The following is a 25,929-nucleotide window of genomic DNA, read 5'->3' as shown; positions in this document are numbered from 1 at the left end:
CAGGCGACCGCTTCGGCGACCGGGCCGCGGGCTCGGCCGAGCGCGGCCCGTCAGCGGGACCGGCGGGCGTTGAGCCGGGCGGACTGGCGTGTCAGGTGGTCGCGCTCGGCGAGGTTGGGTGCCCTGCGGGCCGCCTCGGCGTACAGCCGTGCCGCCCCCGCCAGGTCGCCGTCGCGCTCGTGGAGGTAGGCCGCCACCGCGGCGTGGCGGGGCAGTGAGTCGTCCAGGGCCGCGAGCGCCGCCAGCCCGGCGCGCGGGCCGTCGGCCTCGCCGACGGCCACCGCGCGGTTGAGCCGGACGACCGGGCTGTCGGTCAGGCGCACGAGCTCGTCGTACCACTCGACGATCTGCACCCAGTCGGTCTCCTCGGCGGTGGGCGCGTCGGCGTGGAGTGCCGCGATGGCGGCCTGGGCCTGGAACTCGCCCAGCCGGTCGCGGGAGAGGGCCGCCTGCAGGATCCGGACGCCCTCGGCGATCGACTCCGTGTCCCACCGGTCCCGGTCCTGCTCGGCGAGCGGCACCAGGCTTCCGTCGGCCGCGGTCCGGGCGGCGCGCCGGGCGTGGTGGAGCAGCATGAGGGCGAGCAGGCCCGCCACCTCCGGGTGGTCGATCACGGCCGCGAGCTGCCGGGTGAGCCGGATGGCCTCGGCGGCGAGGTCGACGTCTCCGGAGTAGCCCTCGTTGAAGACCAGGTAGAGGACGCGCAGCACGGTCGCGACGTCGCCGGGCCGGTCGAAGCGCACGCCGGAGACGGTGCGCTTGGCACGGCTGATGCGCTGGGCCATGGTCGACTCGGGCACCAGGTAGGCCTGGGCGATCTGGCGCGTGGTGAGACCGCCGACGGCGCGCAGCGTGAGCGCGACCGCGGACGACGGTGTGAGCGACGGGTGGGCGCACAGGAAGTAGAGCTGGAGCGTGTCGTCCGCCGCGGGCGCGGGCCCGGGCTCCGGTTCCAGGTCGACGAGGTCCTCACGCCGGCGTCGGGCGGCGTCCGCGCGGGTCGCGTCGAGGAACCGGCGCCAGGCCACGGTGACCAGCCAGCCCTTCGGGTCCCGTGGGGGGTCGGCCGGCCAGGCACGGACCGCCTCGACCAGCGCGTCCTGCACGGCGTCCTCGGCCGCCGCGAAGTCGGCTCCGCGGCGGACGAGGACGGCGAGCACGCTCGGGGTGAGGCTGCGGAGCAGGGCCTCGTCCATCGGTGGACTCACTCCGTGATGGTGGGCGGCGCGGCCAGGAACGGGCGGACCTCCAGCCACTCGTGGATCGGCTTCCCGCCGGCCCCGGGAGCTGCGGACAGTTCCCCGGCCAGCTCGACGGCGCGCTCGTAGCTGTCGACGTCGATCACCATCCAGCCGGCGATGAGGTCCTTGGTCTCGGCGAACGGGCCGTCGGTGACCGGCGGGCGTCCCTCGCCGTCGTACCGGACCCACGCCCCCTGTGGGGCGAGCGCCTGGCCGTCGACGAACTCGCCGGTCTTCTCCAGCCGGTCCGCGAAGTCCTGCATGTACTGCACGTGCGCCGAGATCTCCTCCGGCGTCCACTGGTCCATGGGGACGTCGTTGACCGCTGCCGGGGCGCCGCGGTAGTGCTTGAGCAGCAGGTACTTGGCCATCGTGTCTCTCCTCCGTGCTGGTGCGACCCATTGTGGCCGCCTTCACCACGGGGACGGAGCCGGACGCGGGTTCTCGACATCGCCGGGAAAAATCGCGTCTCTTTTTTTCTGCGAGCTGTTCATGGCCGGATGCCCGCCTGTCACTCCACCACCAGGACGACCTCCAGGGTCCGGGGTCCGTGGACGCCTTCCACCCGGTCGAGTTCGATGTCGCTGGTGGCGGACGGTCCGGAGATCCACGTGGTCGGGCGGGTGGGGTCGAGGCGGGGCAGGGCCTGCGGGAGGGAGGCGACCACCTGGCCGGCGACGTCGACCACGCAGATGTGCAGGTCGGGAATGAGGGTGAGGGCACGCCGGCCCTGCCCCGGGCCGGCGTCGAGGACGACGGTGCCGGTCTCCGCGACGGCCAGGGCGCAGCCGGTGACCACGGCGTCGGCGGAGTCCAGCTCGGCCGGTGTCAGGTGGCCGTCGTCGTGTCGCAGCCGCGCGTCCGAGCCGGCCAGCCAGTCGCCGGGCAGACCGGGCGGCACCACGACGGTCCGCGCACCGTGGCCGGTGAGGAGTTCGCCGATGAGGGCCGGAAGGTGCTGCCGGGTGCTGCGGTGCACGCCCGCCCGGTAGTCGGCGAGGTTCTCGTGCAGGAGGTCGAGCACCGTGGCGGGGTCGTCGGGTGTGTGGCTCACGAGGTAGTCGCGTGTGACCTCGGGGGCTTCGGGCGCGTCGGCGAGGGCCCTGCGCACCCGGCCCAGGACGCGATCGCGGGCGGAGGAGGCAGACGTCATTCGTGGTTCTTCTTCCACCAGTCACGGAAGGGTTCGGCGGGCAGTTCCGGCAGGTCGCGGCTGTTGGTCCACTCGCGCACGCCGGGGCCGGGGAGCCGTCTGGGATGCAGCTTGCGCGTCCTGGACGCGAGGCGTTCGCCCGCGGTGAGGGCGGCCGGGTGGTCGAGGAGCCAGGTCGCCGCCCTCATCGCGGCCCTCTCCAGACGGTGCCCTCTGCCGCCCTGGTCGGCGACCTTCTCCCGCAGGTGGACCAGGACTTCGGGGATGTCGATGGCCACCGGGCACACCTCGTAGCAGGCGCCGCACAGCGAGGAGGCGTACGGCAGTGACGCGTCGAGTTCCGTGGCGGTGCCCCGCAGTTGGGGGGTGAGGATGGCGCCGATGGGACCGGGGTAGGCGGATCCGTAGGCGTGGCCGCCGGCCCGCTCGTAGACCGGGCAGACGTTCAGGCACGCCGAGCAGCGGATGCAGCGCAGCGCCTGCCGGCCGACCTCGTCGGCGAGGGTGTCGGTGCGGCCGTTGTCCAGCAGGACCAGGTGGAAGGCGCGCGGGCCGTCGCCGTCGGTCGTGCCGGTCCACATGGTGGTGTAGGGGTTCATCCGCTCGGCCGTGGAGGACCGGGGCAGGAGCTGGAGGAAGACCTCCAGGTCGCGCCAGGTGGGGACCACCTTCTCGATGCCGACCACGGAGATCAGGGTCTCGGGCAGGGTCAGGCACATGCGACCGTTGCCCTCGGACTCGACGACGACCAGGGTGCCGGTCTCGGCCACCATGAAGTTGGCCCCGGAGATCCCGACCTTGGCGCGCAGGAACTTCTCGCGCAGGTGGAGTCTGGCCGCTTCGGCGAGATCCGCGGGCCGGTCGGTCAGGCCGTCCGGTGCCGGGCGTCCCCAGTCGGCCATGTTGTCGCGGAAGATGTCGCGGATCTCCCCGCGGTTGCGGTGGATGGCCGGGACGAGGATGTGGGAGGGCAGGTCGTCGCCGAGCTGCACGATCAGCTCGGCGAGGTCGGTCTCGTAGGCGCGGATGCCGGCTTCCTCCAGCGCCGCGTTGAGACCGATCTCCTGGGTGGCCATGGACTTGACCTTGACGACCTCCGTCTCACCGGTCGCCTTCACCAGGTCCGTGACGATCCGGTTGGCCTCGTCCGCGTCGGCTGCCCAGTGAACGGTGCCGCCCGCGGCGGTGACGGCCCGCTCGACCTGCTCCAGGTGGGTGTCGAGGTGGCGCAGGGTGCGGTCCTTGATCTGCTTGCCGGCCTCGCGCAGCTGTGCCCAGTCGTCGAGTTCGGCGACCGCCCCCGCCCGCTTGGCACGGATGGTGTGCGTGGCGTGCCGCAGGTTGCCCCGCAGGGTCGTGTCGCGTACGGCGTCCCGCGCCGCCTCGGGGAAGGACGGCATTCCGATGAAGGTCCCACTCATCGCAGCGGCTCCTCTTCCGTGCTCGCGAGGATCTCCGCGAGGTGCAGTGCCCGCTGCGGCGCGTCCCGGCGGCGCAGCATGCCGCCGATGTGCATGAGGCAGGAGTTGTCGGCGCCGCACAGCACGTCCGCGTCGGTGGACAGGGCGTTGCGGATCTTGTCGTCGCCCATGGCCGCGGACACGTCGGCGTTCTTCACGGCGAAGGTGCCGCCGAAACCGCAGCACTCCTCGGCGCCCGGCAGTTCGATCAGTTGCAGTCCCTTGACCGCCTGGAGCAGGCGGCGCGGGCGGTCGCCCAGGCCGAGCATACGCAGCCCGTGGCACGACGGGTGGTAGGTGACCGTGTGGGGGAAGTACGCGCCCACGTCGGTGACCCCCAGCACGTCCACGAGGAACTCGGTCAGTTCACGGACGCGGGGCACGAGGGATGCGGCCGCGTCGGCCAGGCCCTGGCCGCGGCCTTCGGCCGCCGCTCTGGCGCCGATCCGGGGATAGTTGTCACGGACCATGGCGACGCAGGAGCCGGAGGGCGTGACGACGTGGTCGTAGCCCTCGAAGGCGCGGGCCATGCGGTGCACCAGCGGCTCGGTCGCGCGCCGGTAGCCGGTGTTGAACTGCGGCTGGCCGCAGCAGGTCTGGGCGGCGGGGAAGTCGACCTCGACCCCGAGGCGTTCGAGCACCTTGACGGTGGCGATCGCCGTCGACGGGTAGAGGGCGTCGTTGACGCAGGTGGCGAAGAGGGCTACGCGCATCAGGGCTCCGTTCGGGCAGGGGTGAGCCTGGCGGCTGCCGCGTCCCAGGCGGCGCCGTCACCGCGGGGGGTGTAGCGCCTGAGGTGTTGGGTGGAGGCGACCAGTCGGCGCATCGCGGCCAGGTCGTCCACCAGTCCGGCGGCCCTGGCCTGGACGAGGATGTTGCCGAGTGCGGTCGCCTCGGTGGGCCCGGCGACGACGGGCAGTCCGGTGGCGTCGGCGGTGAGCTGGCAGAGCAGGTCGTTGCGGGAGCCGCCGCCGACGAGGTGGACGTGGGTGATGTCGCGGCCGGCGAGTTCGGCGGCCTGGCGCAGGGTGCGGCGGTGGGCCAGGGCCAGGCTCTCCAGGATGCAGCGGACGAGGGCACCCCGACTGCCGGGGACCGGCTGGTCCGTACGGCGGCAGTGTTCCCTGATCCGTTCCGGCATGTCGCCAGGGGCGAGGAACGCGGGGTCGTCCGGGTCGATCACGGCGCTGAACGCCGGGGACCGGGCGGCCTCGGCGAGGAGTGCGGGGATCTGGGTGGGCAGGCCCTGAGCCTCCCAGGTCCGCCGGCACTCCTCCAGCAGCCACATGCCCATGATGTTGCGGAGGTAGCGGACGGTGCCGTCCACGCCCAGCTCGTTGGTGAAGTTCGCGGCCCGGGACGCCTCGGTCAGCACCGGGGTGTCCAGTTCCAGACCGGCCAGGGACCAGGTGCCGCACGAGATGTAGGCGAAGCCCGGTTCGGTGGCCGGGACGGCGGCGACGGCGGAGGCGGTGTCGTGCGAGGCGACGGTGACGACCCGGGTGCTCGGGTCGAGGCCGGTGTCGGCGGCGACGTGCGGCAGGAGGCTGCCGGCAGGGTCACCGGGGCGGCGCAGGGGTGGCAGCAGGCCGGCGTCGATGGAGAGCCGGTCGAGCAGGTCCTTGGACCAGGTGCCCGTGCGGGCGTCGAAGAGCCCGGTGGTGGAGGCGTTGGTGGCCTCGGCCCCGATGGATCCGGTCAGCCAGTGGACCAGCAGATCCGGGATCAGCAGCAGGGTGCGGGCGGCGCGCAGCTGGCTGGTGCCGGCCGCCGAGGCGAGCTGGAAGACGGTGTTGAACGGCAGGTGCTGCAAGCCGGTGATCCGGTACAGCTCCTCGGGTCCGACGCGGGGCCAGACCCGCTCGGCGGCGGCGTCGGTGCGGCTGTCCCGGTAGTGGTACGGGCTGCCGAGGAGCACGCCGTCGGCGTCAAGGAGCCCGTAGTCCACCGCCCACGTGTCCACGCCGATGGAGACGACCGAGCCGGACCGGCCGGCCTTGCGCAGTCCGTCGACGGTGCCCTGGAAGAGCGCGAGCAGGTTCCAGTGCAGGCCGTCGGGCAGGCGGACGGGGGTGTTCGGGAACCGGTGGGCCTCTGTCAGGTCGAGGTTGTCCGGCCCGACGCGGCCGAGGATCACCCGTCCGCTGGTGGCCCCGAGGTCGACCGCGGCGAACGCCGAGGGGAAGGCCGAGGAGGCCGGGGTGATGGTCACGTGGTGTTACCTCCGCTGTGCGCGGCGAGGAGTGGTGGGGCGGGGCGGGATGAGACGTCGTGGGGTGGGGCGGGGAGGGGAGGGATGAGTCGTACGGGGGGGCGACGGCGAGGGGTGGGACATACAGGAGCGCGGCCGGCCGTCGCGACGCGGGACGCGGTGCGGCGGGACGGCGGGGCGCCGCGGACGCCGCCGGACGCCGGCCCGTGGCGCGCCGGCCCTCGTGCCGCCGCGCGGACGGCGCCGGCCGCCGGCCCGTGGCACGCCCTTGTGCCGCCGCGCGGTGGGCGGCGGCACATGGGCGGCCTTCCGGGTCAGCGCAGGAAGGCCGCGGCGACACCCGCGTCCACCGGGATGTGCAGCCCGGTGGTGTGGGTCAGGTCGCCGCCGGTGAGAGCGAAGACCGCGTTCGCCACGTGCTCGGGCAGCACCTCGCGCTTGAGCAGCGTGCGCTGGGCGTAGAACTCGCCCAGCTTCTCCTCCTCCACGCCGTACACGGCGGCCCGCTGGGCGCCCCAGCCGCCGGCGAAGATGCCGGAGCCGCGGACGACACCGTCGGGGTTGACGCCGTTGACGCGGATGCCGTGCTCACCGAGTTCGGCCGCCAGCAGCCGCACCTGGTGCGCCTGGTCGGCCTTGGTCGCGCCGTAGGCGATGTTGTTCGGGCCGGCGAAGACACCGTTCTTCGAAGCGATGTAGACGATGTCGCCGCCGAGCTTCTGCGCGGTCATGACCCGGGCGGCCTCGCGGGAGACGAGGAAGGAGCCGCGGGCCATGATGTCGTGCTGGAGGTCCCAGTCCTTGGCCGTGGTCTCCAGCAGCGGCTTGGAGATGGAGATGCCGGCGTTGTTGACGACCAGGTCGACGCCTCCGAAGGCGAGCACCGCCTCGGCGAACGCCGCGGCGATCTGCTCCTCGCTGGTGACGTCGACGGTGACGGCCACGGCCTTGTCGGGGCCGCCGAGCTCCTCGGCGACCACCGCGGCCTTCTCGGCGTCGAGGTCGGCGACCACGACGCAGGCGCCCTCGGCGACGAGCCGGTGCGCGATGGCCTTGCCGATGCCGGAGCCGGCGCCCGTGACCAGCGCGATCCGGGTGGCCAGCGGCTTGGGCGCCGGCATCCGACGCAGCTTGGCCTCCTCCAGCTCCCAGTACTCGATGCGGAACTTCTCCGACTCCTCGATGGGGCTGTAGGAGGAGACGGCCTCGGCACCGCGCATCACGTTGATCGCGTTGACGTAGAACTCGCCGGCGACCCGGGCGGTCTGCTTGTCCTTGCCGAAGGAGAACATGCCCACGCCCGGCACCAGGACGATGGCGGGGTCGGCGCCGCGCATGGCGGGCGAGCCGGGGACGGCGTGCCGCTCGTAGTACGCCCGGTACTCGGCGCGGTACTCGGCGTGCAGCTCCGCCAGGCGGGCGACCGCCTGCTCCAGCGGCACGTCGGCCGGCAGGTCCAGGACCAGCGGGCGGACCTTGGTGCGCAGGAAGTGGTCGGGGCAGGAGGTGCCGAGGGCCGCGAGGCGCGGGTGCTCGCTGCGGGAGAGGAAGTCCAGCACCGTCTCGCTGTCCGTGAAGTGGCCGACCTGCGGGAAGTCGGCGGACGCGAGCGCGCGGACGTGCGGGGCGAGCGCGGCGGCCCGGGCGCGCCGCTCCTCGTCGGGCAGCGGCTCGTAGTCCTCGGTCACCGGTCCGAACGGTTCGGGGCGGCCCTTCTCGGCGAGGAATGCCTCGGCGGTGCGGATGATGTGCAGCGAGTTGGCCTCGCACTCCTCGGAAGTGGCGCCCCAGGCGGTGATGCCGTGGCCGCCCAGAATGCAGCCGATGGCCTGCGGGTTGGCCTCCTTGATGGCGGCGATGTCCAGGCCGAGCTGGAATCCGGGGCGCCGCCACGGCACCCAGACGACCTTGTCGCCGAAGCACTCGGCGGTCAGCTTCTCGCCGTCGGCCGCGCAGGCCAGCGCGATGCCGGAGTCGGGGTGGAGGTGGTCCACGTGGGCCGCGTCGACCAGGCCGTGCATGGCGGTGTCGATGGACGGCGCGGCGCCGCCCTTGCCGTGCAGGCAGTAGTCGAACGCGGCGACCATCTCGTCCTCGCGCTCGACGCCGGGGTAGACGTCCTTCAGGGCGTGCAGCCGGTCCAGGCGCAGCGCGGCCAGTCCTTCGGCCCTGAGCGTGCCCAGGTCGCCGCCGGAGCCCTTGACCCACAGCAGCTCCACCTCGCCGCCGGTGACGGGGTCGGTGGCGGTGCCCTTGGCGGACGTGTTCCCGCCCGCGTAGTTGGTGTTGCGCGGGTCGGAGCCCAGCCGGTGCGAGCGTGCCAGGAGCCCGGCGACTTCGGGATGGTTGGCGGAGGCCATGGTGTTCTTTCCTTCAGGTGGGATGACGACGGGATGCGGGAAGGCGCGGAAGACCGCCGGGGATGCAGGAGGGCTCGGACGGCCGCCGGAGATGCGAGGGGCGGGACGGCCGCCGGAGATGCGGGAGGCCGAACGGCCGCCGGGGAGGCGGAGGGACGGTTACGCGCCCCAGCCGGCCTGCTCGCCGCCCACGCGCTCGGCGACGATCCGCTCCTGCCAGCCGCTCGCGCGGTAGGCGGCGACCGGGTCGGGGTGCAGCCCCTTCTCCTCGCGGATCTCCGCCAGCAGCGGCCGCACGTCGGTGTTGTACGCGTCCATCAGGACGGCGTTGGCCGTCAGCACGTCGCCCGCCGCCTGGGCCGCGGCCAGCGCCTCGCCGTCGACCAGCAGGGCCTTGGCGGTGGCTTCCTGCACGTTCATCACGGAGCGGATGATCGCGGGGATCTTCGCCTCGACGTTGTGGCACTGGTCGAGCATGAAGGCCACGCCGGCGGCGGGGTCCAGTCCGCCGTTCTTGACGACCTCGTGCATGATCCGGAAGAGCTGGAAGGGGTCGGCGGCGCCGACCATCAGGTCGTCGTCGGCGTAGAAGCGGGAGTTGAAGTCGAAGCCTCCCAGCTTTCCCTCGCGCAGCAGGACGGCGACGATGAACTCGATGTTGGTCCCGGGCGCGTGATGGCCGGTGTCGACGACGACCTGCGCCTTGGCGCCGAGCTTGAGGCAGTGCGCGTAGGCCGTGCCCCAGTCGGGGACGTCGGTCGTGTAGAAGGCGGGCTCGAAGAGCTTGTACTCCAGGAGCATGCGCTGGTCGTCACCCAGGCGCTCGTAGACGGCCTGGAGGGCCTCGGCGAGGCGGTCCTGACGGGCCGCGACGTCGTCCTGGCCGGGGTAGTTGGTGCCGTCGGCGAACCACAGCTTCAGGTCGCGCGAGCCGGTGGCGTCCATGATGTCGACGCATTCCATGAGGTGCGCGAGCGCCTTGCGCCGCACCGCGGCGTCCGGGTGGCAGACACTGCCGAGCTTGTAGTCGTCCTCCTGGAAGACGTTGGCGTTGATGGCGCCCAGTTCCAGGCCCCGGTCCTTCGCGTGCGCGGCCAGCGCCGCGTAGTCGTCCACCTTGTCCCAGGGGATGTGCAGCGCCACCCGGGGGGTGATGCCGGTGAACTCGTGCACCTTGGCCGCGTCGTCCAGCTTCTCACGCGGTGTACGCGGCACGCCGGGCTGCGCGAACACCTTGAAACGCGTTCCGGAGTTGCCGTAGCCCCAGGAAGGCGTCTCGACCCGCTGGTCGGCGAGTGCGGTTTTCACGGCAGTAATGTCAGGCATGTCCACCTCTGAATGCGCAAGCTGCCCCCGTGGTGGGGCACTTGAAGGACCCGTTCATGTGAATCGATTCAGGCTGCCGCCGAAACTAGCCCCTGCCCAGATGCCCGTCAAGGCCCCTGCGGGGCTTGTCGAAACTGTTGCCGGATCGCGGCCGCACAGCGCCCCAATGAGCCCGGACAATGGCTACTTTGCAGATCACTGCCGCTGTCCTAGGCCGCCGTCCGCACCGCCGCCGGCTTCGGGCGACCGCGTGCCGCTCAGACCCTTGACGTTCCGGACGGGCTGAAGCTAGCTTCCCGGCAACCCCATTGAAACATTTCACAGCGGGGTGTCCGCTTGGCACACGTACTGGAGACGACTCATGACTCATCCCGAACCGGAGACCACTCCGGTGCTCGCCCTGGAGGGAGTGAGTAAATCCTTCGGCGCCGTCCGCGCCCTGCGCGGCGTCTCACTGCGGCTGTACGCGGGCGAGGCCCACGCCCTGGCGGGCGAGAACGGCGCCGGCAAGTCCACCCTGATCAAGACTCTCGCAGGCGTGCACCGTCCGGACACCGGCACGGTCCTCCTCGACGGCGAACCCGTTGACTTCCACAGTCCGGCGGACGCCCGCGACGCGGGGATCGCCGTGATCTACCAGGAGCCGACGCTCTTCCCCGACCTGTCCGTGGCGGAGAACATCTTCATCGGACGGCAGCCCCGCCGCTCCCTGGGCCGGGTGGACCACCGCACGGTCAAGAAGGCGGCCGCCGACCTCTTCGCCCGCCTCGGGGTCGCCCTCGACCCCGACCAGCCGGCCCGCGGCCTCTCCATCGCCGACCAGCAACTGGTGGAGATCGCCAAGGCCCTGTCCTTCGACGCCCGCGTCCTGATCATGGACGAGCCGACGGCGGCGCTCACCGGCAGCGAGGTGGCCCGGCTGTTCGGCGTGGTCAAGACCCTGAGAGAGCAGGGTTCGGCGGTGCTGTTCATCTCGCACCGCCTGGAGGAGATCTTCGAGCTGTGCCAGCGGGTCACCACCCTGCGGGACGGCGCCTGGATCGCCAGCGAGCCCCTGTCCGACCTCGACGAGGACGGCCTGGTGCGCCGCATGGTCGGCCGCGATCTGGAGGAGCTCTACCCCAAGCAGGAGACCCGGATCGGCGAGGTCGCCCTCAGCGTGCGCCGGCTGACGCGCGAGGGCGTGTTCACCGACGTCTCCTTCGATGTCCGCCGCGGCGAGATCGTCGGCCTGGCCGGTCTGGTCGGAGCGGGCCGCAGCGAGGTGGCCCGGGCCGTCTTCGGCATCGACCGGTTCGACGGCGGCGAGGTCGAGGTCCTCGGCCGAAAGCTCCCGACGGGAGCGCCCAGCCTCGCCATGTCCGCCGGTCTCGCCCTGGTGCCCGAGGACCGACGCGCCCAGGGCCTGGTGATGGACATGTCCATCGAGCGGAACATCGGCCTCACCGGCTTCGCGGCCACTTCCCGGGCCGGGCTGATGAACCGCCGCGCCGAACGCAGCCGCGCCGTGGACTGGGCGACCAGACTCCAGGTGAAGTACGCCCGTCTGGCCGATGTGGTCGGCACCCTCTCGGGCGGCAACCAGCAGAAGGTCGTCCTCGCCAAGTGGCTCGCCACGGCTCCTCAGGTGCTGATCGTCGACGAGCCGACCCGCGGTATCGACGTGGGGACCAAGGCCGAGGTGCACCGCCTGCTGTCCACGCTCGCCGCCGACGGGGTGGCCGTGCTGATGATCTCCTCCGACCTGCCGGAGATCCTCGGCATGGCCGACCGGGTCCTGGTGATGCACGAGGGCCGCATCACCGCCGAGATCCCCCGGTCGGAGGCGACCGAGGAAACCGTGATGGCAGCCGCGACCGGCCGCACCGACCGAGGGAGGAAGGCCGCATGACCATGACCGTCGAACCGGTGCGGCAGGAGGTCGCACCCGAGTCCACCTCCGCGCGGCGGCTCATGGACAAGATGTTCAAGGCCCGCGAACTGGCCGTCATCGCCGTGCTGGTGGTGATGCTCGGCGCCACCCAGCTGTCCAACACCGAGTTCCTGTCGCAGCAGGGCATCAAGGACCTGATGCTGAACGCCACCATCCTCGTGCTGGTCGCGATCGGCCAGGCCATGGTGGTGATCACACGCAACGTCGACCTGTCGGTCGGCTCCGTGCTGGGCATCTCCGCCTTCGCCGCGGGACTCTACCTCCAGGACGGCGGCAACGCGCTCGTCGCCGTGCTGCTGGCGGTGGGGATCGGCGCGCTGTTCGGCGTGGTCAACGGCGCGCTGGTGAGCCTCGGCAAGGTGCCCGCGCTGGTGGTGACCCTGGGCACCCTCTACATCATCCGCGGCATCGACTCGATCTGGGTCGGCTCACGCCAGATCACCGCGAACGACCTGCCCGGCGGTTTCGTGGACTTCGGCCACGACGGCATCTCCGTGGTGCCCTACCTCGCCCTGCTCACCCTCGCCGTCCTGGTCGTCGTCGCCTACTACCTGCGCAGCTACCGCAGCGGCCGCGACATGTACGCCCTGGGGTCCAACCCGGAGGCCGCACGGCTCGCCGGCGTCCCCATCCGGGCCCGCATCATGACGGCCTACGTGGTGTGCGGCGCGCTCGCCGGCCTCGCCGGCGCGCTGTACCTCGCCAGGTTCGGCAACGTCGACTCCAACACGGGCAACGGCTACGAACTCATCGTGGTCAGCGCCGTGGTCGTCGGCGGCGTCGCCTTCACCGGCGGATCCGGCACCGTCTACGGTGCCGCGCTCGGCGCCGTACTGCTGACCTCCATCAACGGTGTGCTCCCGGCCCTGGGCGTGAGTTCGGTCTGGGTCACCGCCATCAACGGCTTCCTGCTGCTGCTCGCCATCGCCGTCGACCGGATCCTGGCGCTGCGAGTCGCCGGGGCGCTGCGCAAGAAGGCCGCACAGACGAGGAGTGCCCGTCATGCCTGACACCACCGTCAAGTCCCCCGTGCTCTCCCGTCTCGGCGGTGCCGTGCGCTGGGACACCTCCGTCGGCGTCCTGCTCGTCGTCCTGCTGATCTGCTCGTTCTCCTTCGTCGAGAACTTCGGCAACGCCCTGAACGTGTCCTTCCTCATCGGGAACACGCTGCCCATCGCGCTGATCGCGCTGCCGATGGCGATGCTCGTGGTCTCCGGCGAGGTGGACCTCTCGGTGGCCTCCACCGCCGGTCTCTCCAGCGCCGTGATGGGCGCGCTGTGGAACGCGGGCATGGCGATCGAGACGATCATCCCGCTGTGCGTGCTGCTCGGCGTGGTGTGCGGCCTGGTCAACGGGCTGCTCGTCACCCGGCTCGGACTGCCGTCGCTGGCCGTCACCATCGGCACGCTCGGCGCCTACCGGGGCATCGCGCAGATCGTGCTCGGCTCCGACTCCGTGACCGACTTCCCCGCGCAGTACCTGGACTTCGGAGCCGGTCGGTTCGGGGACACGTTCCTGCCGTACGCCGCGGTGCCGTTCGTCATCCTGCTGGCGATCGCGGTCGTCCTGCTGCACGCCACCCGCTTCGGCCGGTCCCTGTTCGCCATCGGGTCCTCCGAGGAGGCCGCCCGCTTCGCCGGCATCCGGGTCAAGCGGCTCAAGCTCGCCATGTTCGTGTCCACGGGCGTCATCTCCGCCCTCACCGGTGTCTTCTGGACGCTGCACTACGCCAGCGCCCGCTACGACAACGCCACCGGACTGGAGCTGTCCGTGATCGCCGCGGTGCTGCTCGGCGGCATCGACTTCGACGGCGGCAAGGGCACGCTCGGCGGTGCCGTCGCCGGGGTGTTCCTGCTCGGCACCATGCAGAACGTCATGAGCCTGCTGAACGTCTCCGCCCAGTCCCAGACCGTGGCCACCGGAGTCCTCCTGGTGATCTCCGTCCTGGCTCCCCGGATCGGCCGGCAGATCTCCCAGGCCCGGGCCCGCGGACGAACGGCCGCCTCCCCACCGGTGACGGCCCCGTCCGCCTAGTGCCTCCGTCCTTCCCCGCCAGACCTTCTCCGGCCCTTCGGGCCACTCCCCCTCCCGCACAGGTAAAGGAACTCCCATGTTCGGCACCCCTGCCAGATCGCGTCGCCTGACCCTCGCCCTCGCCACCGTCACCGCACTCGCGCTCGGCGCCACCGCCTGCGGCGGCACCACCAAGGACGACGCGTCCAAGGACGGCGGCAGCGCGGCGGCCGGCAAGGCCGACCCCAACGCCGAGACCAAGAAGGGCCTCACCGTCGCCTTCCTGCCCAAGCAGGTCAACAACCCCTACTTCACCACCGCGGACAACGGCGGCAAGAAGGCGCTGCAGGAACTGGGCTCCAGCTACAAGGAGGTCGGCACCAGCAGCGGCACCGACACGGCCGGCCAGGTCAGCTACGTCAACACCCTGACGCAGCAGCAGGTGGACGCCATGGCCGTGTCCGCGCAGGACCCCGGCGCCCTGTGCACCGCGCTCAAGCAGGCCATGCGCAACGGCGTCAGCGTCGTCACCTACGACTCCGACACCAACGCGGACTGCCGCCAGGTGTTCGTCTCCCCGGCCTCCGCCGAGGACCTCGGGCGCACCCAGGTCGAGCTGCTGGCCAAGCAGATCGGCAACAAGGGCGAGATCGCGATCCTGTCCGCCGCGCAGACCGCGACGAACCAGAACGCCTGGATCGACGTCATGAAGAAGGAGCTGGAGAAGCCCGCGTACAAGGACATCAAGCTGGTCAAGGTCGCCTACGGGGACGACGACGCCCAGAAGTCCTTCCAGCAGACCCAGGGCCTGCTCCAGGAGTACCCGAACCTGAAGGGGATCATCTCCCCCACCACCGTCGGCATCAAGGCCGCCGCCCAGTACCTGTCCGGCTCCAAGTACAAGGGCAAGGTCAAGCTCACGGGGCTCGGCACCCCGAACGACATGCGCGCCTACGTCAAGAACGGCACCGTCGACGCGTTCGAGCTGTGGGAGCCGGCCAAGCTCGGCGCGCTCGCCGCGCACGCGGCCGTGGCGCTGGAGTCCGGCCAGATCACCGGCGAGAAGGGCCAGTCCTTCACCGCCGGCGACCTCGGGAGCTTCACCCTGGGCGAGGACGGTGTCGTCTCGCCGGGTGAGCCGACCGTCTTCACCAAGTCGAACATCGACCAGTACGACTTCTGACCCGTACGACAGCGGTGGGGGCCCCGGCGACGCCGGGGCCCCCACCCATCGGCAGCAAGGTGATCCGATGCAACGCGTCTGTTTTCTTCTGAAGGTCCGCTCCGAGATGGTCGCCGAGTACCGCGAGCGTCATCAGCACGTGTGGGCCGACATGCGCGCCGCGCTCTTTGAGGCCGGCTGGCGCAACTACTCCCTCTTCCTGCGGGAGGACGGCCTGCTCGTGGGCTATCTGGAGACCGACGACTTCGAGGCGGCCCGCGCGGCCATGGACGCCACCGAGGTCAACGCGCGCTGGCAGGCCGAGATGGCGGGGTACTTCGAGGCGCTGGACGGACAGGCGCCGGACGCCGCCATGCGCCCCCTCACGGAGGTCTTCCACCTGGCGTGAGCCGGGGTCGCGGCTCCGCAGGACGAACGTTTCCCCGGACCGGTTGCAGGCGGGGACAAGGACAGCAGGAGACAACAGACATGTCGCACTCCACGCCGACGGTCGGCATCAAGGACGTGGCACGGGAGGCAGGGGTTTCCGTGGGCACGGTGTCCAATGTGCTCAACCGGCCCGGCCGTGTCTCGCAGCGGACGCGACGTCATGTGGAGCAGGTGATCGCGCGACTGGGGTACGTGCGCAGCGAGTCCGCCCGCCAGCTGCGGGCGGGCCGCAGCCGTGTCATGGCGCTGCTCGTCCTGGACATGGGCAATCCGTTCTTCGTCGACCTGGCCCAGGGAGCGGAGCGCACGGCCCGGGACGCGGGGCTCGCCGTCACGCTGTGCAACAGTGCGCAGAGCGCGCGGAAGGAGGCCGAGTACCTCGACCTCTTCGCCGAGCAGCGGGTCCGCGGGGTGCTGGTCACACCCGCCGACCCCAGCGGGCGGAGCCTGGCCGACTTCCGTCGGCACGGCATCCCCTATGTGCTCGTGGACCGGGTGGCGGGGGACGAGGAGGGCTGCTCGGTCTCGGTCGACGACGTCGCCGGCGGCGCCATGGCGATCCGTCATCTCACCGGCGCCGGACACCGCTCCATCGCCTACGTCAGCGGGCCGCCCCACCTGCGGCAGGTGCAGGACCGCCGGACCGGGGCCCTGGACGCCGTCGCCCAGGCCGGCCTGCCCCCAGCCGCGCTGCAGGAGATCCCCACCGAGCGCCTCGACGTGGCCGCCGGACGTGACGCGGGCGCCCGGCTGCTGGGGCTGGCGGAACGGCCCACCGCGGTGTTCTGCGCCAATGACCTGCTGGCCCTCGGGGTGCTCCAGTTCATGTACACGGCCGGGGTCAAGGTCCCGGACGACATGGCCATCGTCGGGTACGACGACATCGAGTTCGCCGCCGCGGCGACCGTCCCGCTGACCTCGGTCCGTCAGCCGGCCCGGGCCATGGGCTCGATGGCGGCCGACCTGCTGCTCCAGGAGACCGGGGACCAGGCGGACGGGCACCGGCACCAGCACGTGGTCCTCCAGCCCGAGCTGGTCGTGCGCGGTTCGAGCCTGCCCACGCGCTGACGCCCGGAGCACCCCGCTGCGGGCATGACGGACGGCGGTGGCGTCGCAGGACGCCACCGCCGTCGGTGGTTCAGGAGGCGCCGGCCGCGTACAGCGACGTGAACGTCCAGTCGCCCGAGCCGACCTCGTAGACGGCCTCGCCCTCGTCGGTCCGCAGCAGCTTGGCTCCGTGCGGGGCGGTGACGTGGCCCGAGGTGAACGGCACGCGCACCTCCGCCGTGCTGCCCGCGGGCACCGTCAGACGCAGCTCGTAACGGTCGCCCTCGCGCTTCCAGTCGGTGCTCACGGTGCCGTACGGCGTCCGGTATGAGCCCGACGCGGAGGTCAGGTCGCCGACCACGGCCGGATCGATGAGGAGCTTGCGGTAGCCGATGGAACCGGGGGCCTGTTCGATGCCGGCGACGCGGTCGGTGAACCAGGAGTCGATGGCGCCGAGCATGAAGTGGTTCTGCGACTGGCCGGGGCCGCCGTCCCAGGATTCGCCGAGCGTGGTGTTGCCGTTCAGGACCTGGTAGCCGTAGCTCGGGCTGGTCGTCTGGGTGGCGATCTCGTGGATCACGTCGTCACGGCCGGCCTCGGAGAGCACGCGGAAGGCGGCCGGGAGCGAGATCTCGCCCAGGACCAGATGGTGGCCGGCCTGCTCGACGCTGTCGACGAAGTGGCCGAGCAGGCGCTCGCGTTCCCCGTCCGGGACGGCTCCCATGTCCAGGGCGAGCGCCTCGGCGCCGTGGCCGCCGCCTCCGAAGGTTCCGGTCTGCCGGTCGTAGTACTTCGCGGTGAGGGCCTTCGCGCCGGCGTCGGCCTTGGCCCGGTAGGAGGCCGCGCCGTCCTCGTCGCCGAGGACCCCGGCGATCCGGCTCATGGCGTCGACGACCCGCCAGTAGCCGTAGGTGCCGGCCACGGCCCGCGGGAACGTCCGGTCGGGGGTGAACCAGTCACCGAGGCCGTAGTCGAGGATGCCGTCCTGGACCTTCTGCTCCAGGAAGGTCACGTACCGCTTCATCTGCGGGTAGTACGTGGTGAGCGTGTCCCGGTCGCCGTAGGTGGTGTAGAGCTGCCAGGGCACGAGGACGAAGGCGCCGCCCCAGTTGGCGTCGTTGCGGTAGCCGCCCGGAAGGTTCGTGTACTCGGGGACGGTGCTCGGGATCAACCCGTCCCCGGTCTGGGCGTCGGACATGTCGCGCACGAGCTTGCGGAAGTACGCCTCCATGTCGTAGTTGCCGGTCAGCACGGGGAAGAGCAGCTGGTTCTGCTCCAGCCAGCCGAGCTTCTCCCGGCTCGGGCAGTCCGTGAGGACGCTCATCATGTTGCCCTCGACCGCCCTGCGGATGATCGAGTGGATGCCGTTGATGAGCTGGTTCGAGCTGGTGAAGTCACCGGAGGAGGCGTTGTCGGTGTGCAGGACCTTGCCGCGCACGGTGACGGCCGCGCCCTCGGGCAGTCCCTTCAGCTCCAGGTAGCGGAAGCCGTGGTAGCTGAACTTCGGGTGCCAGGTCTCCGAGCCGTCGCCGCGGGTGGTGTAGGTGTCCCACAGCGGGCCGCCGACGTTGCTGATGGACTGGAAGGCGTGGCCGTCCTTCAGGCTCTCCGCCGGCAGGATGCGGATGTCGGTGCCGGCCGGGGCCGTGACGGTGATCTCCGGCCAGCCTGCGATGTTGCGGCCGAGGTCGAAGATCCGGCTGCCGTCGGCCGCGTCCTCGACCTCCTTGCCCCGGAGCGTCTCGATGACGCGGACGGGTTCCGTCTCGCGGGCGCTGAGGACGGCGGGGTTCTGGGCCGTGCCCGGGCCGGACACGGTTGCCGCCGCCTTCCACGAACCGCGGTCCTGGCCCGGCTTGTTCCAGTTCCGGATCTCGCGGCGCGCGTCGTAGTCCTCGCCTCCGTACCAGTTCGAGGAGGTGGTCGCGCCGAGGGTGGTGCGCCAGTCGCCGCCGGTGCCGACACGGCGTACGGTGCCGTCGGCGAGGGTGATCTCCAGCTGGGCGACGGCCTTCGGGTCGCTCAGGTTGCCGTACAGCTTGCGGTAACGGTCGGCGGTGCTGACGACGTTCGACATGCCGTTGCCCAGTTCGATGCCGATGGTGTTGCGGCCGGAGCGCAGCCGGTCGGTCACGTCGTAGGTGGCGTACTGGACGCGCTCGGCGTAGTCGGTGTTGGCGGGTTCGAGGACGGCGTCACCGACCGGCTCGCCGTTGATGCTCGCGTCGTGGATGCCGAGGCCGGACACGTACAGCCGGGCACTGCGCACGCTCTTCGGCAGGGTGAAGTCCTTGGCGAGCAGCGGGAGCGCGGCGGGGAGGTACGGCCTGGGCGGCTCCTGCCCGGTGACCTCGGCCGCCCGGGTGAACGGGCCGTCGGGCGCGTCGCCGGTGGAGACGGTGTAGTCGACGGGGAAGTTCGGTACCCGGCCGTCGTCGGTGAGGACGTCGGCGCGCGGGTAGAGGGCGATCCGGTCGAACGTCTTGGCGGACTTGAGGTCGAGGGTGAGGACGATCGGGGCGTCGGAGACGTCGGGGCCGGTGTGCGGCCCGCTGGAGTATCCGGCGGCCGTCTGCAGGGCGCTGTTGGGCAGGCCGTCGACGGCGAGGGCCGGCTCCCAGGTCTTGCGGACCGTGCCGGTCTCCGACGCGGTCACGGCGGCGCCCTTGGCGAGGCCGGTGGTCCCGGTCCGGGAGTCGCGCAGGTCGATCTCGCCGAGCTGGAGGCGCCAGGACTCGGCGGGGAAGTCGTCGGCGAGCGGCAGTCCGAGCTTGGTGACGTCGAGGCGGACGTACCGTGCCGTGGTGCGCGGCAGGTCCACGACGACGGGTTCGACGGTGCGCTCGCTGAGCCGCCAGTCCGGGTGGGTGATCCAGTCGGCGTCCCAGTCCTTCTGCTGTGTCAGGCCGGTCTCGAACACGGAGGGCTCGCTCCACGTGGAGCCCCGGCCGGTGTCGCCGGACCAGAGCATGACCCGCCAGTACACGCGGCTGCGGGAGCCGAGTTCCTTGCCGGCGTAGGTGGTCTGCGGGACGCCGGAGCGGACCTTGCCCGAGTCCCACAGGTCGGGTCTGCCCTGCTTGAGCCTGCTGAGCGAGCCGGCCGCCTGCACGCGGTAGGCGGACTGCACGACGCCTCTGGCGCGGCTGGTGATGTTCCAGCTCAGGTAGGGCGTGGTGTCGTCGATGCCGAGGGCCTGCGCGAGGTGCTGGGTGCGCAGCCCGGCGGGCGCGATGCGGGCGGGGGGAGCGGCGTCGGCGTGGACGGCGGTGGGCAGCACGGTGACCAGTGCGGTGAGGCCGGAGGCGACGAGGAGTGCGGGGCGCCGGTGGGCGCGACGGGTGAGCGCTCTGCTCATGTGGTGCTCCTTGCGGGTGCGGGGCGGGACGGCGCTGCCGGGTCAGACACGGTTCAGTACGGCCGTGACGCGGCGGTACGGCCGCAGGGCGACGGGGCCGAGCAGGCCCGAGGGCAGCGGCTTCCTGCGTTCGTTGGAGAGGGTGTTGGAGACGCGGACGGCGATCGTGTTGCGTCCGGGCCGCAGGACGTCGGTGACGTCGGTGGTGTACGGGGTCCACAGCAGCGGCGGCAGTTCGGTGCCGTTGACGGTCACGGCGGCGACCTCGCGGACGGTGCCCAGGTCGAGGCGGAAGCCCCGCCCGTCGAGGGTGTCCCGGTCGAGGTCGACGGTGGTGGTGTAGGTGCCGCTGCCGGAGAACGCCGGGTCGAGGTCGGTCCAGCTGCCGAGGGGGCGGGTCACGGGTGTGGCGCCGTCCCGGTCCAGGGTCAGTGTCCAGTCGCCGCCCAGGTCGACGGCGTGCAGCGGGTCGGTGACCTCGGCGGTGCCCCGGTAGGTGTGCCGGTCGTCGGTGCCCTTGAGCGGGTAGCGGCCGGGCGCGTCGGCGACGGCGGTGACGTGCAGGGTGTTCGCTCGGAGGGTGACGTCCTCGACGGGCAGCGCCGCGTCGGTGAGGTGCGCGCCCGGCCGGGTGGCGGAGCGCACGACGACGGCCAGGGTCTCGTAGGGGCGCAGGCTCAGCGGTACCCGCAGTCCGTCCCTTCCCCGGTCGTGGCGGTACACGGGGGCGGGCCGTGCGGTGCCGGTCGCGGGGTCCCAGAGCTCCGGGACGCCCGTGGCGGGCAGTGCGGCGACCGTCTCGACGGCCTGTCCGCTCTCGTTGTTGACGAGGAACGCGATGTCCTTGCCGCGGGTGGTGCGCAGGACGCGGACGGCGTCGGCGGCCGGTTCGAGGACGGCTGCGGCGACACCGGCCGCGTGCGCGGCCTCGCGCAGTCCGGACACGTCGGCGACGCGTACGGCCGTCCCGGCGCCGGTGCGGCGGCTGCCGGGCACCTTGTCGCCGAACAGGCCGGACAGCGACCGTTCCAGGGCACGCTCGCCGCCGTTCGCCTCGTCCCCGGGCAGGTCGCCGACGGCGACGACGGTGCCGCCGCCGCGCACGAAGTCCGTGAGCGTCTTCACGGCGGCGGCGTCGAGCGTCGGGGTCAGGGGCAGGACGGCCAGGTCGTAGCGGGCCTCGCCGACGGTGAGCCGGCCGCCGCGGGCGGTGGCGCGGGCCAGCAGCCCGCGGTCGCCGCTGAGCGCTCCCTCGTGGACGAGGTCGAAGTCGACCTGGGCGCTCTCCAGGGCGTGGGCGGCGTCGCTCAGTGCGCTGTCGACGGCGCCCTGCCGGTCGGTGCCGCGCCACTGCTCGGCCGCCCGCTGCGGCTGGATGAGCGCGGTGCGTGCGGCGGACGTGCCGCGCGCGACCTCCATGACGCGGCCGATCCAGTCGGCGAGCGGCTCCATGGCCCACCACCAGGGGGCGCGCGGGCCGAACGGCGGCGGGAAGAACACCCGGGTCTCGTCGGTCCACAGCGCGTGCAGCACGGTGAGGTTGATGCCCCGGGCGGCGTTGGCACCCACGAGGGCGCGGGCGAAGTCGGGGGCGATCTGCCAGCCCATGTTGCCGAAGGCCTCCAGCAGGGCGCGTTCGCGGCCCATCTGGTGGGCGACGCTCACCGGGTTGCGCGGGATCATCGTGGGTTCGCCGGCCACGTACTCGGCGGTGATGATGTCGCCGCCGGGCACCTGCGCCCACTGGTGGACCTTGTGCAGGTCGCCGGTGGAGGCGATGCGCTTGGACGGTGAGGTCTCGTCGTACAGGGGGTTGGTGACGAGGGCGACGTCCCGCTGCTCGTACCAGCGGGACTGCTTCTCGAAGTACACCGCGAAACGGTCGGAGACGGCCTGCCAGTACCGCCCGCGGGCGATACGGCCGTCGCGGCCGAGGTCGTCGAAGGCCGAGGCGTAGGCGGTGCCCGGTTCGACGCCGACGGCGCGCAGCGCGTCCTGGAGCGCCGGCGACCAGGGCAGGCGCTTGAAGTGCGCCTCGGCGGAGGCGAAGTAGGGCTCGTCGTCCCAGAACCCCGGTATGACGGTGCCGAAGTACCGGCCGAAGCGGCGGTGGTACTCGCCCGGCACCATGTCGAGGAACAGGTCGACGGGTTCGTCGTCGAGCAGGTCGACGTAGCTGCGGCTGTAGCCCTGGCTGTCGTCGATCAGCGGGCTGCCGCCGAAGACGTCGATCTGCCAGCGTCCGGCGGGGACCTGCCAGGGCCGTCCGGCCCGCAGGTCCGCGGTCAGCTCCACGACGCGGTCCGTGCCGGTGGCGCCGACGGGACGCGCGGCGGCGGCGACGGGCCCCGCGGTGCCCGCGGGACGCGGGCGGGCCGGGAAGTCGCCTGCCGCGGCGGGGTCGTCGAAGGTCTGCTCGTACAGCGTGGTGCCGTCGGCGGCGGTGACGGTCAGGCTCTCCCACAGGGCGCGCTGCCCGTCGACCGCCCGCACGCCCACGCTGCCCGTGGTGTGACGTGGGTCGGTGACGGTGCCCTTGTCCTTGCCGTCGAGGGTGACGCCGATGCGGTCGCCGCGGACGGTGACGGTGAGCGTGTGGAACTTCGTCCGGTTGAATCCGTCGGTACGGCTGCTGCGGGCGAGCTCCGCCGGTGCCGAGCCGGCGGTCAGGCGCAGGACGGTGACGACGCCGGTCTGGTCGAACTCCACGGCGTAGCCGTCGGTTCCGGACGCCGAGGCGCGGACCACGAGCCCGGCCGCGCCGTGCTCGGCCTTGGCGCTGCCGGTGACGGTGCAGTCGGTCCACCCCGCGCCCCGGCTCAGGACCGCCGCGCCGCCGAGGACGTCGGCGTCGGCCACCAGACGGCCGGTGTCGACGCCCACTCCGGTGGTCGCGGTGAGATCGGCCGAGGCGGGCCCCTCGACGACGGTCGTGGACCGCCACAGCGCCTTGAGCCGCAGGTCGGGCCGGGGTTCGTAGGTGCGGGAGCCGACGGTGCCGCCCTTGACGATGTACTCGCCGGCCCGGCCGCTCGGGAAGTGGTCGTCGTTGAACAGCCAGACCCGCATGCCGGTGCGCTCGGCGACGCTCAGGACGTGGCCGACGATGCCGAACCACTCCTCGCTGAAGAACACCGGCCGCATCTCGGCGTTGTCGAAGGGGAAGAGGACGACCTCGAACATGCCCTTGGAGCGGAGGTCGGCCATCTGGGTCTCGACCAGTTCCGGGGTCACGGGGCCGTTCCAGTACCAGTAGACCGTCGGCCGGCTGTCGCGGCGCGGGTCGGCGAAGTGCTCGGGGGTGTAGCCGGACGTGCGGGCGGCCCCGGCGGACGCCGGCCGGGCGGCGTCCGCGGTGGCGACGCCGGCGTTGGGCAGGCCGACGGCGAAGGCGGCTCCGGCCGCTCCGGCGGCCGTCACGAACCGGCGTCTGGTCAGGTCGGATTCGGGCAACGGGAACTCCATCGTTCGGGTGGGGGCGGGCGGGTGCCCGGGACGCGCGGGCACCGGGCAGGGACGTGGGTGTGTGCGGTGACCGGTGCGGGACGGGCGTCGTCAGCCGGCGGCGAGCCGGGCCACCTCGGTGGCGGTCAGGGCGCGGTTGTGCAGCCGGAAGTCGGCGACGGCGCCGTGCAGGTACGGGTGCGTGGAGTTCTGCGAACGGCCCAGGTAGTTGCGTGTGCTGGCGCCGAGCAGCAGCGGGCTGGTGACCATGGCGGCGTTGCGGCCCACCTCGGCTCCGTCGACGTACAGCACCCCGGTGCCGTCCTCCAGGGTGAGGGCGACATGGATCCACCGGCCCTGCGGCAGGGGCCCGGCGGCGTCGATCACGTCCTCGCCCTCCATGCCGGAGATCTTCAGCGCGGCACGTGCCTTGCCGGAGCCGGTGCGGGGCGTGAGGTACAGATAGGTGCTCTTGTGGTATCCGAGGTCGAAGACGCGCGCGGAGTTGGCGAGCGAGTCGATGCGGACGCGCACGGCGACGGTCAGTTCGGTCAGTCCGGCGGGCAGCCCCTGGGGAAGCGTGACGTGACCGTCCACGCCGTCCAGGAGCACCGCGGTCCGCGTGCCGTCCGTGGTCCAGGTCGCGCCGCCGGTCAGCGTGGCGCCGGGGAAGGTGCCGGTGCGGTCGGCCGCCGTGGTGCCGCTGCCCTCGTCGAGCGGGTAGCGGGCGATGTCGCGTTCGCGGTCCGGGCGGGGGGTGACGGCCCAGTAGACGTTGTAGTTCTGGTGGTGGACCTTGTAGAAGGGCCGCAGCGGTACCTCCCGGCCGTCGGCCTCGGCGGTGAACTCCAGCGGGACGCCCGCCACCGGCCGCAGGGACGCGGGCCGGATGGCGGGGATGGTCGCGAGTCCGGTCGACCCGTAGGCGCCGGCGAGCACGACGGGACCGTAGGAGAGCGACCGCACCTGCGGGTTGTCCGGGGCCGGCTGCCAGACCGGTTCTCGGGGCAGGACCAGTTCCACCGTGTCGCCGCGGCGCCAGCGGCGCTCGATCGTGAGGTACCGGCCCGGGCGGGCGGGCGTCCCGGTCGCACGGCCGTTCAGCCGCACCGTGGCCCGGGCGCCACCGGCGGCGAGCCAGTTGGGGATGCGGATCTTCAGCGCGAAGCGGGCGTCGCCGGCGGTCACGGTGAGCCGGGTGCGGTCGGTCTCCGGGTGACCGGTGTCCTGACGCAGTGTCACTCCCGCCTCCTGCCAGGTCACCTCGGAGGGGATGAACAGGTTCACGTACAGGGCCTCGGCGTCCGGTCCGGCGGAGCGGAAGTAGATGCTGTCGGCGAACTTGGTGTGCGTCTCCATGCCGGTGCCGTGGTCGCAGGAGAAGTTGTCGTAGTCGCTGCTGTAGCTGCCCGGCGCGGCGCCGAGCCCGCCCTTGGGCTGCCGCCGCGAACCCGCCCACAGGCCCGTGTAGTAGGTGACGAAGCCGTGCTCGGAGTCGGGGTCCTGCTCGCCGAGCATCTGGTTGTAGAGGGTCCACTCGTAGTGGTCCATGTACGCGGCGGTCGTGGGGTCGTGCAGGAAGAGCTGCCGGCCGAGCTTGAGCATGTTGTAGCTGTTGCAGTTCTCGCAGGTGTCCTCGGAGAGTCTGCTGACGATCTCGCCGGGCGGGCCGAAGAACTCCTGGTTGGAGTTGCCGCCGATGGCGTACGAGTGGTGGCGGACCACCGTTTCCCAGAAGTGGGTCGCGATGTCCAGGTAGCGCCGCTCCCCCGTGGCGCGGTAACTGCGCACCGCACCGACGATCTTGGGGATCTCGGTGTTGGCGTGCCGCCCCGCGAGTTCGTCACGGCCGGCGGCCAGGGGCGCGTAGAGCTCCTCGTGGTCGAAGCGCCGCGCGATGCGCAGGTGCGCGGGGTCGCCGGTTACGAGGTACAGGTTCGTCAGCACCTCGTTCATGCCGCCGAACTCGACCCTGAGCAGGGCCTGCATGCGGTCGTGGGTCAGGGGTGCCGTTCGGGAGTCCACCCAGGCGGACATGGCCTGCAGCACCGTCATGGCCTGCTCGTTGCCGCTGAGCCGGTACTGGTCGAGCAGGCCCGCCATGATCTTGTGCAGCGTGTAGTACGGCGCCCAGGGCTTGCCCCCGGCTTCGAGCTGGTCGAAGACCTCCTCCGGGAAGGCCGAGAGGTAGCCCGGGCGGTATCCGGCGGCCGGCGCGTGCGCCTGGCACTCGGCGAGCGCGGCCACCAGGTGCCGCGCCCTCTCGGCGTAGGCGTCGTCGCCCGTGTTGGCGTGCGCCTGGGCGAGCGCGGACAGCAGATGGCCGGTGCTGTGGCCGCGAAGCAGGACGTCCGGGGCCTCCCAGCCCCCGCAGGGCTGAGCGGCCGAGGGCAGTCCGACGTTGAGCCGGAAGGTGTGCAGCAGCCGTTCCGGGTCGACGAACAGCAGATAGGCGCAGGTGCGCCGCATGTTGGCGAGGAAGGGGCTCTCCAGGAGGCGGACCGCGGACAGCGGAAGCGGCCGCAATGCCGGCCGGACGGCTTCCACGGCCGATCCGGTGCCGGCCCCGGCCGACGGACCGGTGCCGGGGACGGCGGCGGACGCCCCGGCGGCCGTCGCGGGCACCGCGGTGGCGGCGGCCGCTGCGGCGGTCACGGCCAGGACGTGGCGGCGGGTGGGGCTGGGCGCATGGGATGGCACGGACAAGAGCCGGGCTCCTTCGGGCTGGGATGAACCACTCGGTGACGGGCCGATGCGTGCACGGGTACGG

General features: G+C 72.1%; 17 protein-coding genes. 6 read left to right on the top strand and 11 right to left on the bottom strand.

The annotated features are described in order from the left end of the window. Window positions 1-50: 50 nt before the first annotated feature. The 8 genes from H0H10_RS36430 to rhaI all read right to left on the bottom strand — a co-directional run bounded on the left by H0H10_RS36430 (window position 51) and on the right by rhaI (window position 9,752). The gene (locus H0H10_RS36430; RefSeq protein WP_188185629.1) at window positions 51-1,196 is read right to left on the bottom strand and encodes an RNA polymerase sigma factor; all 1,146 of its coding nucleotides are present in this window, start codon (window positions 1,194-1,196) and stop codon (window positions 51-53) included. 8 nt (window positions 1,197-1,204) lie between these two features. Then, the gene (locus H0H10_RS36425) at window positions 1,205-1,612 is read right to left on the bottom strand and encodes a YciI family protein (protein ID WP_188185474.1); all 408 of its coding nucleotides are present in this window, start codon (window positions 1,610-1,612) and stop codon (window positions 1,205-1,207) included. Window positions 1,613-1,752: 140 nt separating this feature from the next. Then, the gene (locus tag H0H10_RS36420; protein WP_188185473.1) at window positions 1,753-2,394 is read right to left on the bottom strand and encodes a LutC/YkgG family protein; all 642 of its coding nucleotides are present in this window, start codon (window positions 2,392-2,394) and stop codon (window positions 1,753-1,755) included. After that, window positions 2,391-3,815: a LutB/LldF family L-lactate oxidation iron-sulfur protein gene (locus tag H0H10_RS36415; RefSeq protein ID WP_188185472.1), complete on the bottom strand. Its 1,425-nt coding sequence runs from the start codon at window positions 3,813-3,815 to the stop codon at window positions 2,391-2,393. The genes H0H10_RS36420 and H0H10_RS36415 overlap by 4 nt, the downstream gene beginning before the upstream one ends. Beyond that, a complete protein-coding gene (locus H0H10_RS36410; RefSeq protein WP_188185471.1) occupies window positions 3,812-4,567 on the bottom strand; it encodes a (Fe-S)-binding protein in 756 nt (251 codons plus the stop codon). The genes H0H10_RS36415 and H0H10_RS36410 overlap by 4 nt, the downstream gene beginning before the upstream one ends. Continuing rightward, on the bottom strand, window positions 4,567-6,066 hold the full coding sequence (locus tag H0H10_RS36405; RefSeq protein WP_188185470.1) for a rhamnulokinase: 1,500 nt from the start codon (window positions 6,064-6,066) through the stop codon (window positions 4,567-4,569). Before H0H10_RS36405 ends, H0H10_RS36410 begins: the two co-directional genes overlap by 1 nt. 314 nt (window positions 6,067-6,380) lie before the next feature. Further along, window positions 6,381-8,426, bottom strand: a complete 2,046-nt coding sequence (locus H0H10_RS36400; protein WP_188185469.1) for a bifunctional aldolase/short-chain dehydrogenase — start codon at window positions 8,424-8,426, stop codon at window positions 6,381-6,383. Window positions 8,427-8,585: 159 nt separating this feature from the next. Next, a complete protein-coding gene (gene rhaI, locus H0H10_RS36395) occupies window positions 8,586-9,752 on the bottom strand; it encodes an L-rhamnose isomerase (protein ID WP_188185468.1) in 1,167 nt (388 codons plus the stop codon). A gap of 361 nt (window positions 9,753-10,113) precedes the next feature. On the opposite strand from rhaI, the gene H0H10_RS36390 reads away from it, so the two are divergent. The 6 genes from H0H10_RS36390 to H0H10_RS36365 all read left to right on the top strand — a co-directional run bounded on the left by H0H10_RS36390 (window position 10,114) and on the right by H0H10_RS36365 (window position 16,378). Beyond that, window positions 10,114-11,643 (top strand): sugar ABC transporter ATP-binding protein, encoded by a 1,530-nt coding sequence (locus H0H10_RS36390; RefSeq protein WP_188185467.1) that lies wholly within the window; start codon window positions 10,114-10,116, stop codon window positions 11,641-11,643. Continuing rightward, complete coding sequence (locus H0H10_RS36385) at window positions 11,640-12,695, top strand: ABC transporter permease (protein ID WP_188185466.1); 1,056 nt, start codon at window positions 11,640-11,642, stop codon at window positions 12,693-12,695. The genes H0H10_RS36390 and H0H10_RS36385 overlap by 4 nt, the downstream gene beginning before the upstream one ends. Further along, the gene (locus H0H10_RS36380) at window positions 12,688-13,719 is read left to right on the top strand and encodes an ABC transporter permease (RefSeq protein WP_188185465.1); all 1,032 of its coding nucleotides are present in this window, start codon (window positions 12,688-12,690) and stop codon (window positions 13,717-13,719) included. The genes H0H10_RS36385 and H0H10_RS36380 overlap by 8 nt, the downstream gene beginning before the upstream one ends. A gap of 76 nt (window positions 13,720-13,795) precedes the next feature. Continuing rightward, complete coding sequence (gene rhaS / locus H0H10_RS36375) at window positions 13,796-14,881, top strand: rhamnose ABC transporter substrate-binding protein (RefSeq protein ID WP_188185464.1); 1,086 nt, start codon at window positions 13,796-13,798, stop codon at window positions 14,879-14,881. 67 nt (window positions 14,882-14,948) lie between these two features. Next, window positions 14,949-15,269: an L-rhamnose mutarotase gene (locus tag H0H10_RS36370; protein ID WP_188185463.1), complete on the top strand. Its 321-nt coding sequence runs from the start codon at window positions 14,949-14,951 to the stop codon at window positions 15,267-15,269. An 80-nt stretch (window positions 15,270-15,349) separates the two neighbouring features. Continuing rightward, the gene (locus H0H10_RS36365; RefSeq protein WP_188185462.1) at window positions 15,350-16,378 is read left to right on the top strand and encodes a LacI family DNA-binding transcriptional regulator; all 1,029 of its coding nucleotides are present in this window, start codon (window positions 15,350-15,352) and stop codon (window positions 16,376-16,378) included. Between the two features lie 70 nt (window positions 16,379-16,448). Here the strand turns inward: H0H10_RS36365 and H0H10_RS36360 are convergent, their stop codons facing one another. The 3 genes from H0H10_RS36360 to H0H10_RS36350 all read right to left on the bottom strand — a co-directional run bounded on the left by H0H10_RS36360 (window position 16,449) and on the right by H0H10_RS36350 (window position 25,865). Then, entirely contained in the window at window positions 16,449-19,715 is a 3,267-nt protein-coding gene (locus H0H10_RS36360) for a family 78 glycoside hydrolase catalytic domain (RefSeq protein ID WP_188185461.1), read from the bottom strand. Between the two features lie 42 nt (window positions 19,716-19,757). Further along, complete coding sequence (locus tag H0H10_RS36355; RefSeq protein WP_188185460.1) at window positions 19,758-23,168, bottom strand: glycosylhydrolase-like jelly roll fold domain-containing protein; 3,411 nt, start codon at window positions 23,166-23,168, stop codon at window positions 19,758-19,760. A gap of 102 nt (window positions 23,169-23,270) precedes the next feature. After that, window positions 23,271-25,865, bottom strand: coding sequence for a glycoside hydrolase family 127 protein (locus H0H10_RS36350; RefSeq protein ID WP_223180962.1), 2,595 nt, complete (start codon window positions 25,863-25,865; stop codon window positions 23,271-23,273). Window positions 25,866-25,929: the final 64 nt, after the last annotated feature.

The sequence above is a fragment of the Streptomyces griseicoloratus genome (assembly GCF_014534645.1).
In the GTDB taxonomy this organism is placed as follows: Bacteria; Actinomycetota; Actinomycetes; order Streptomycetales; family Streptomycetaceae; genus Streptomyces; species Streptomyces griseicoloratus.
This window is presented reverse-complemented; position numbering and strand designations above follow the sequence as displayed.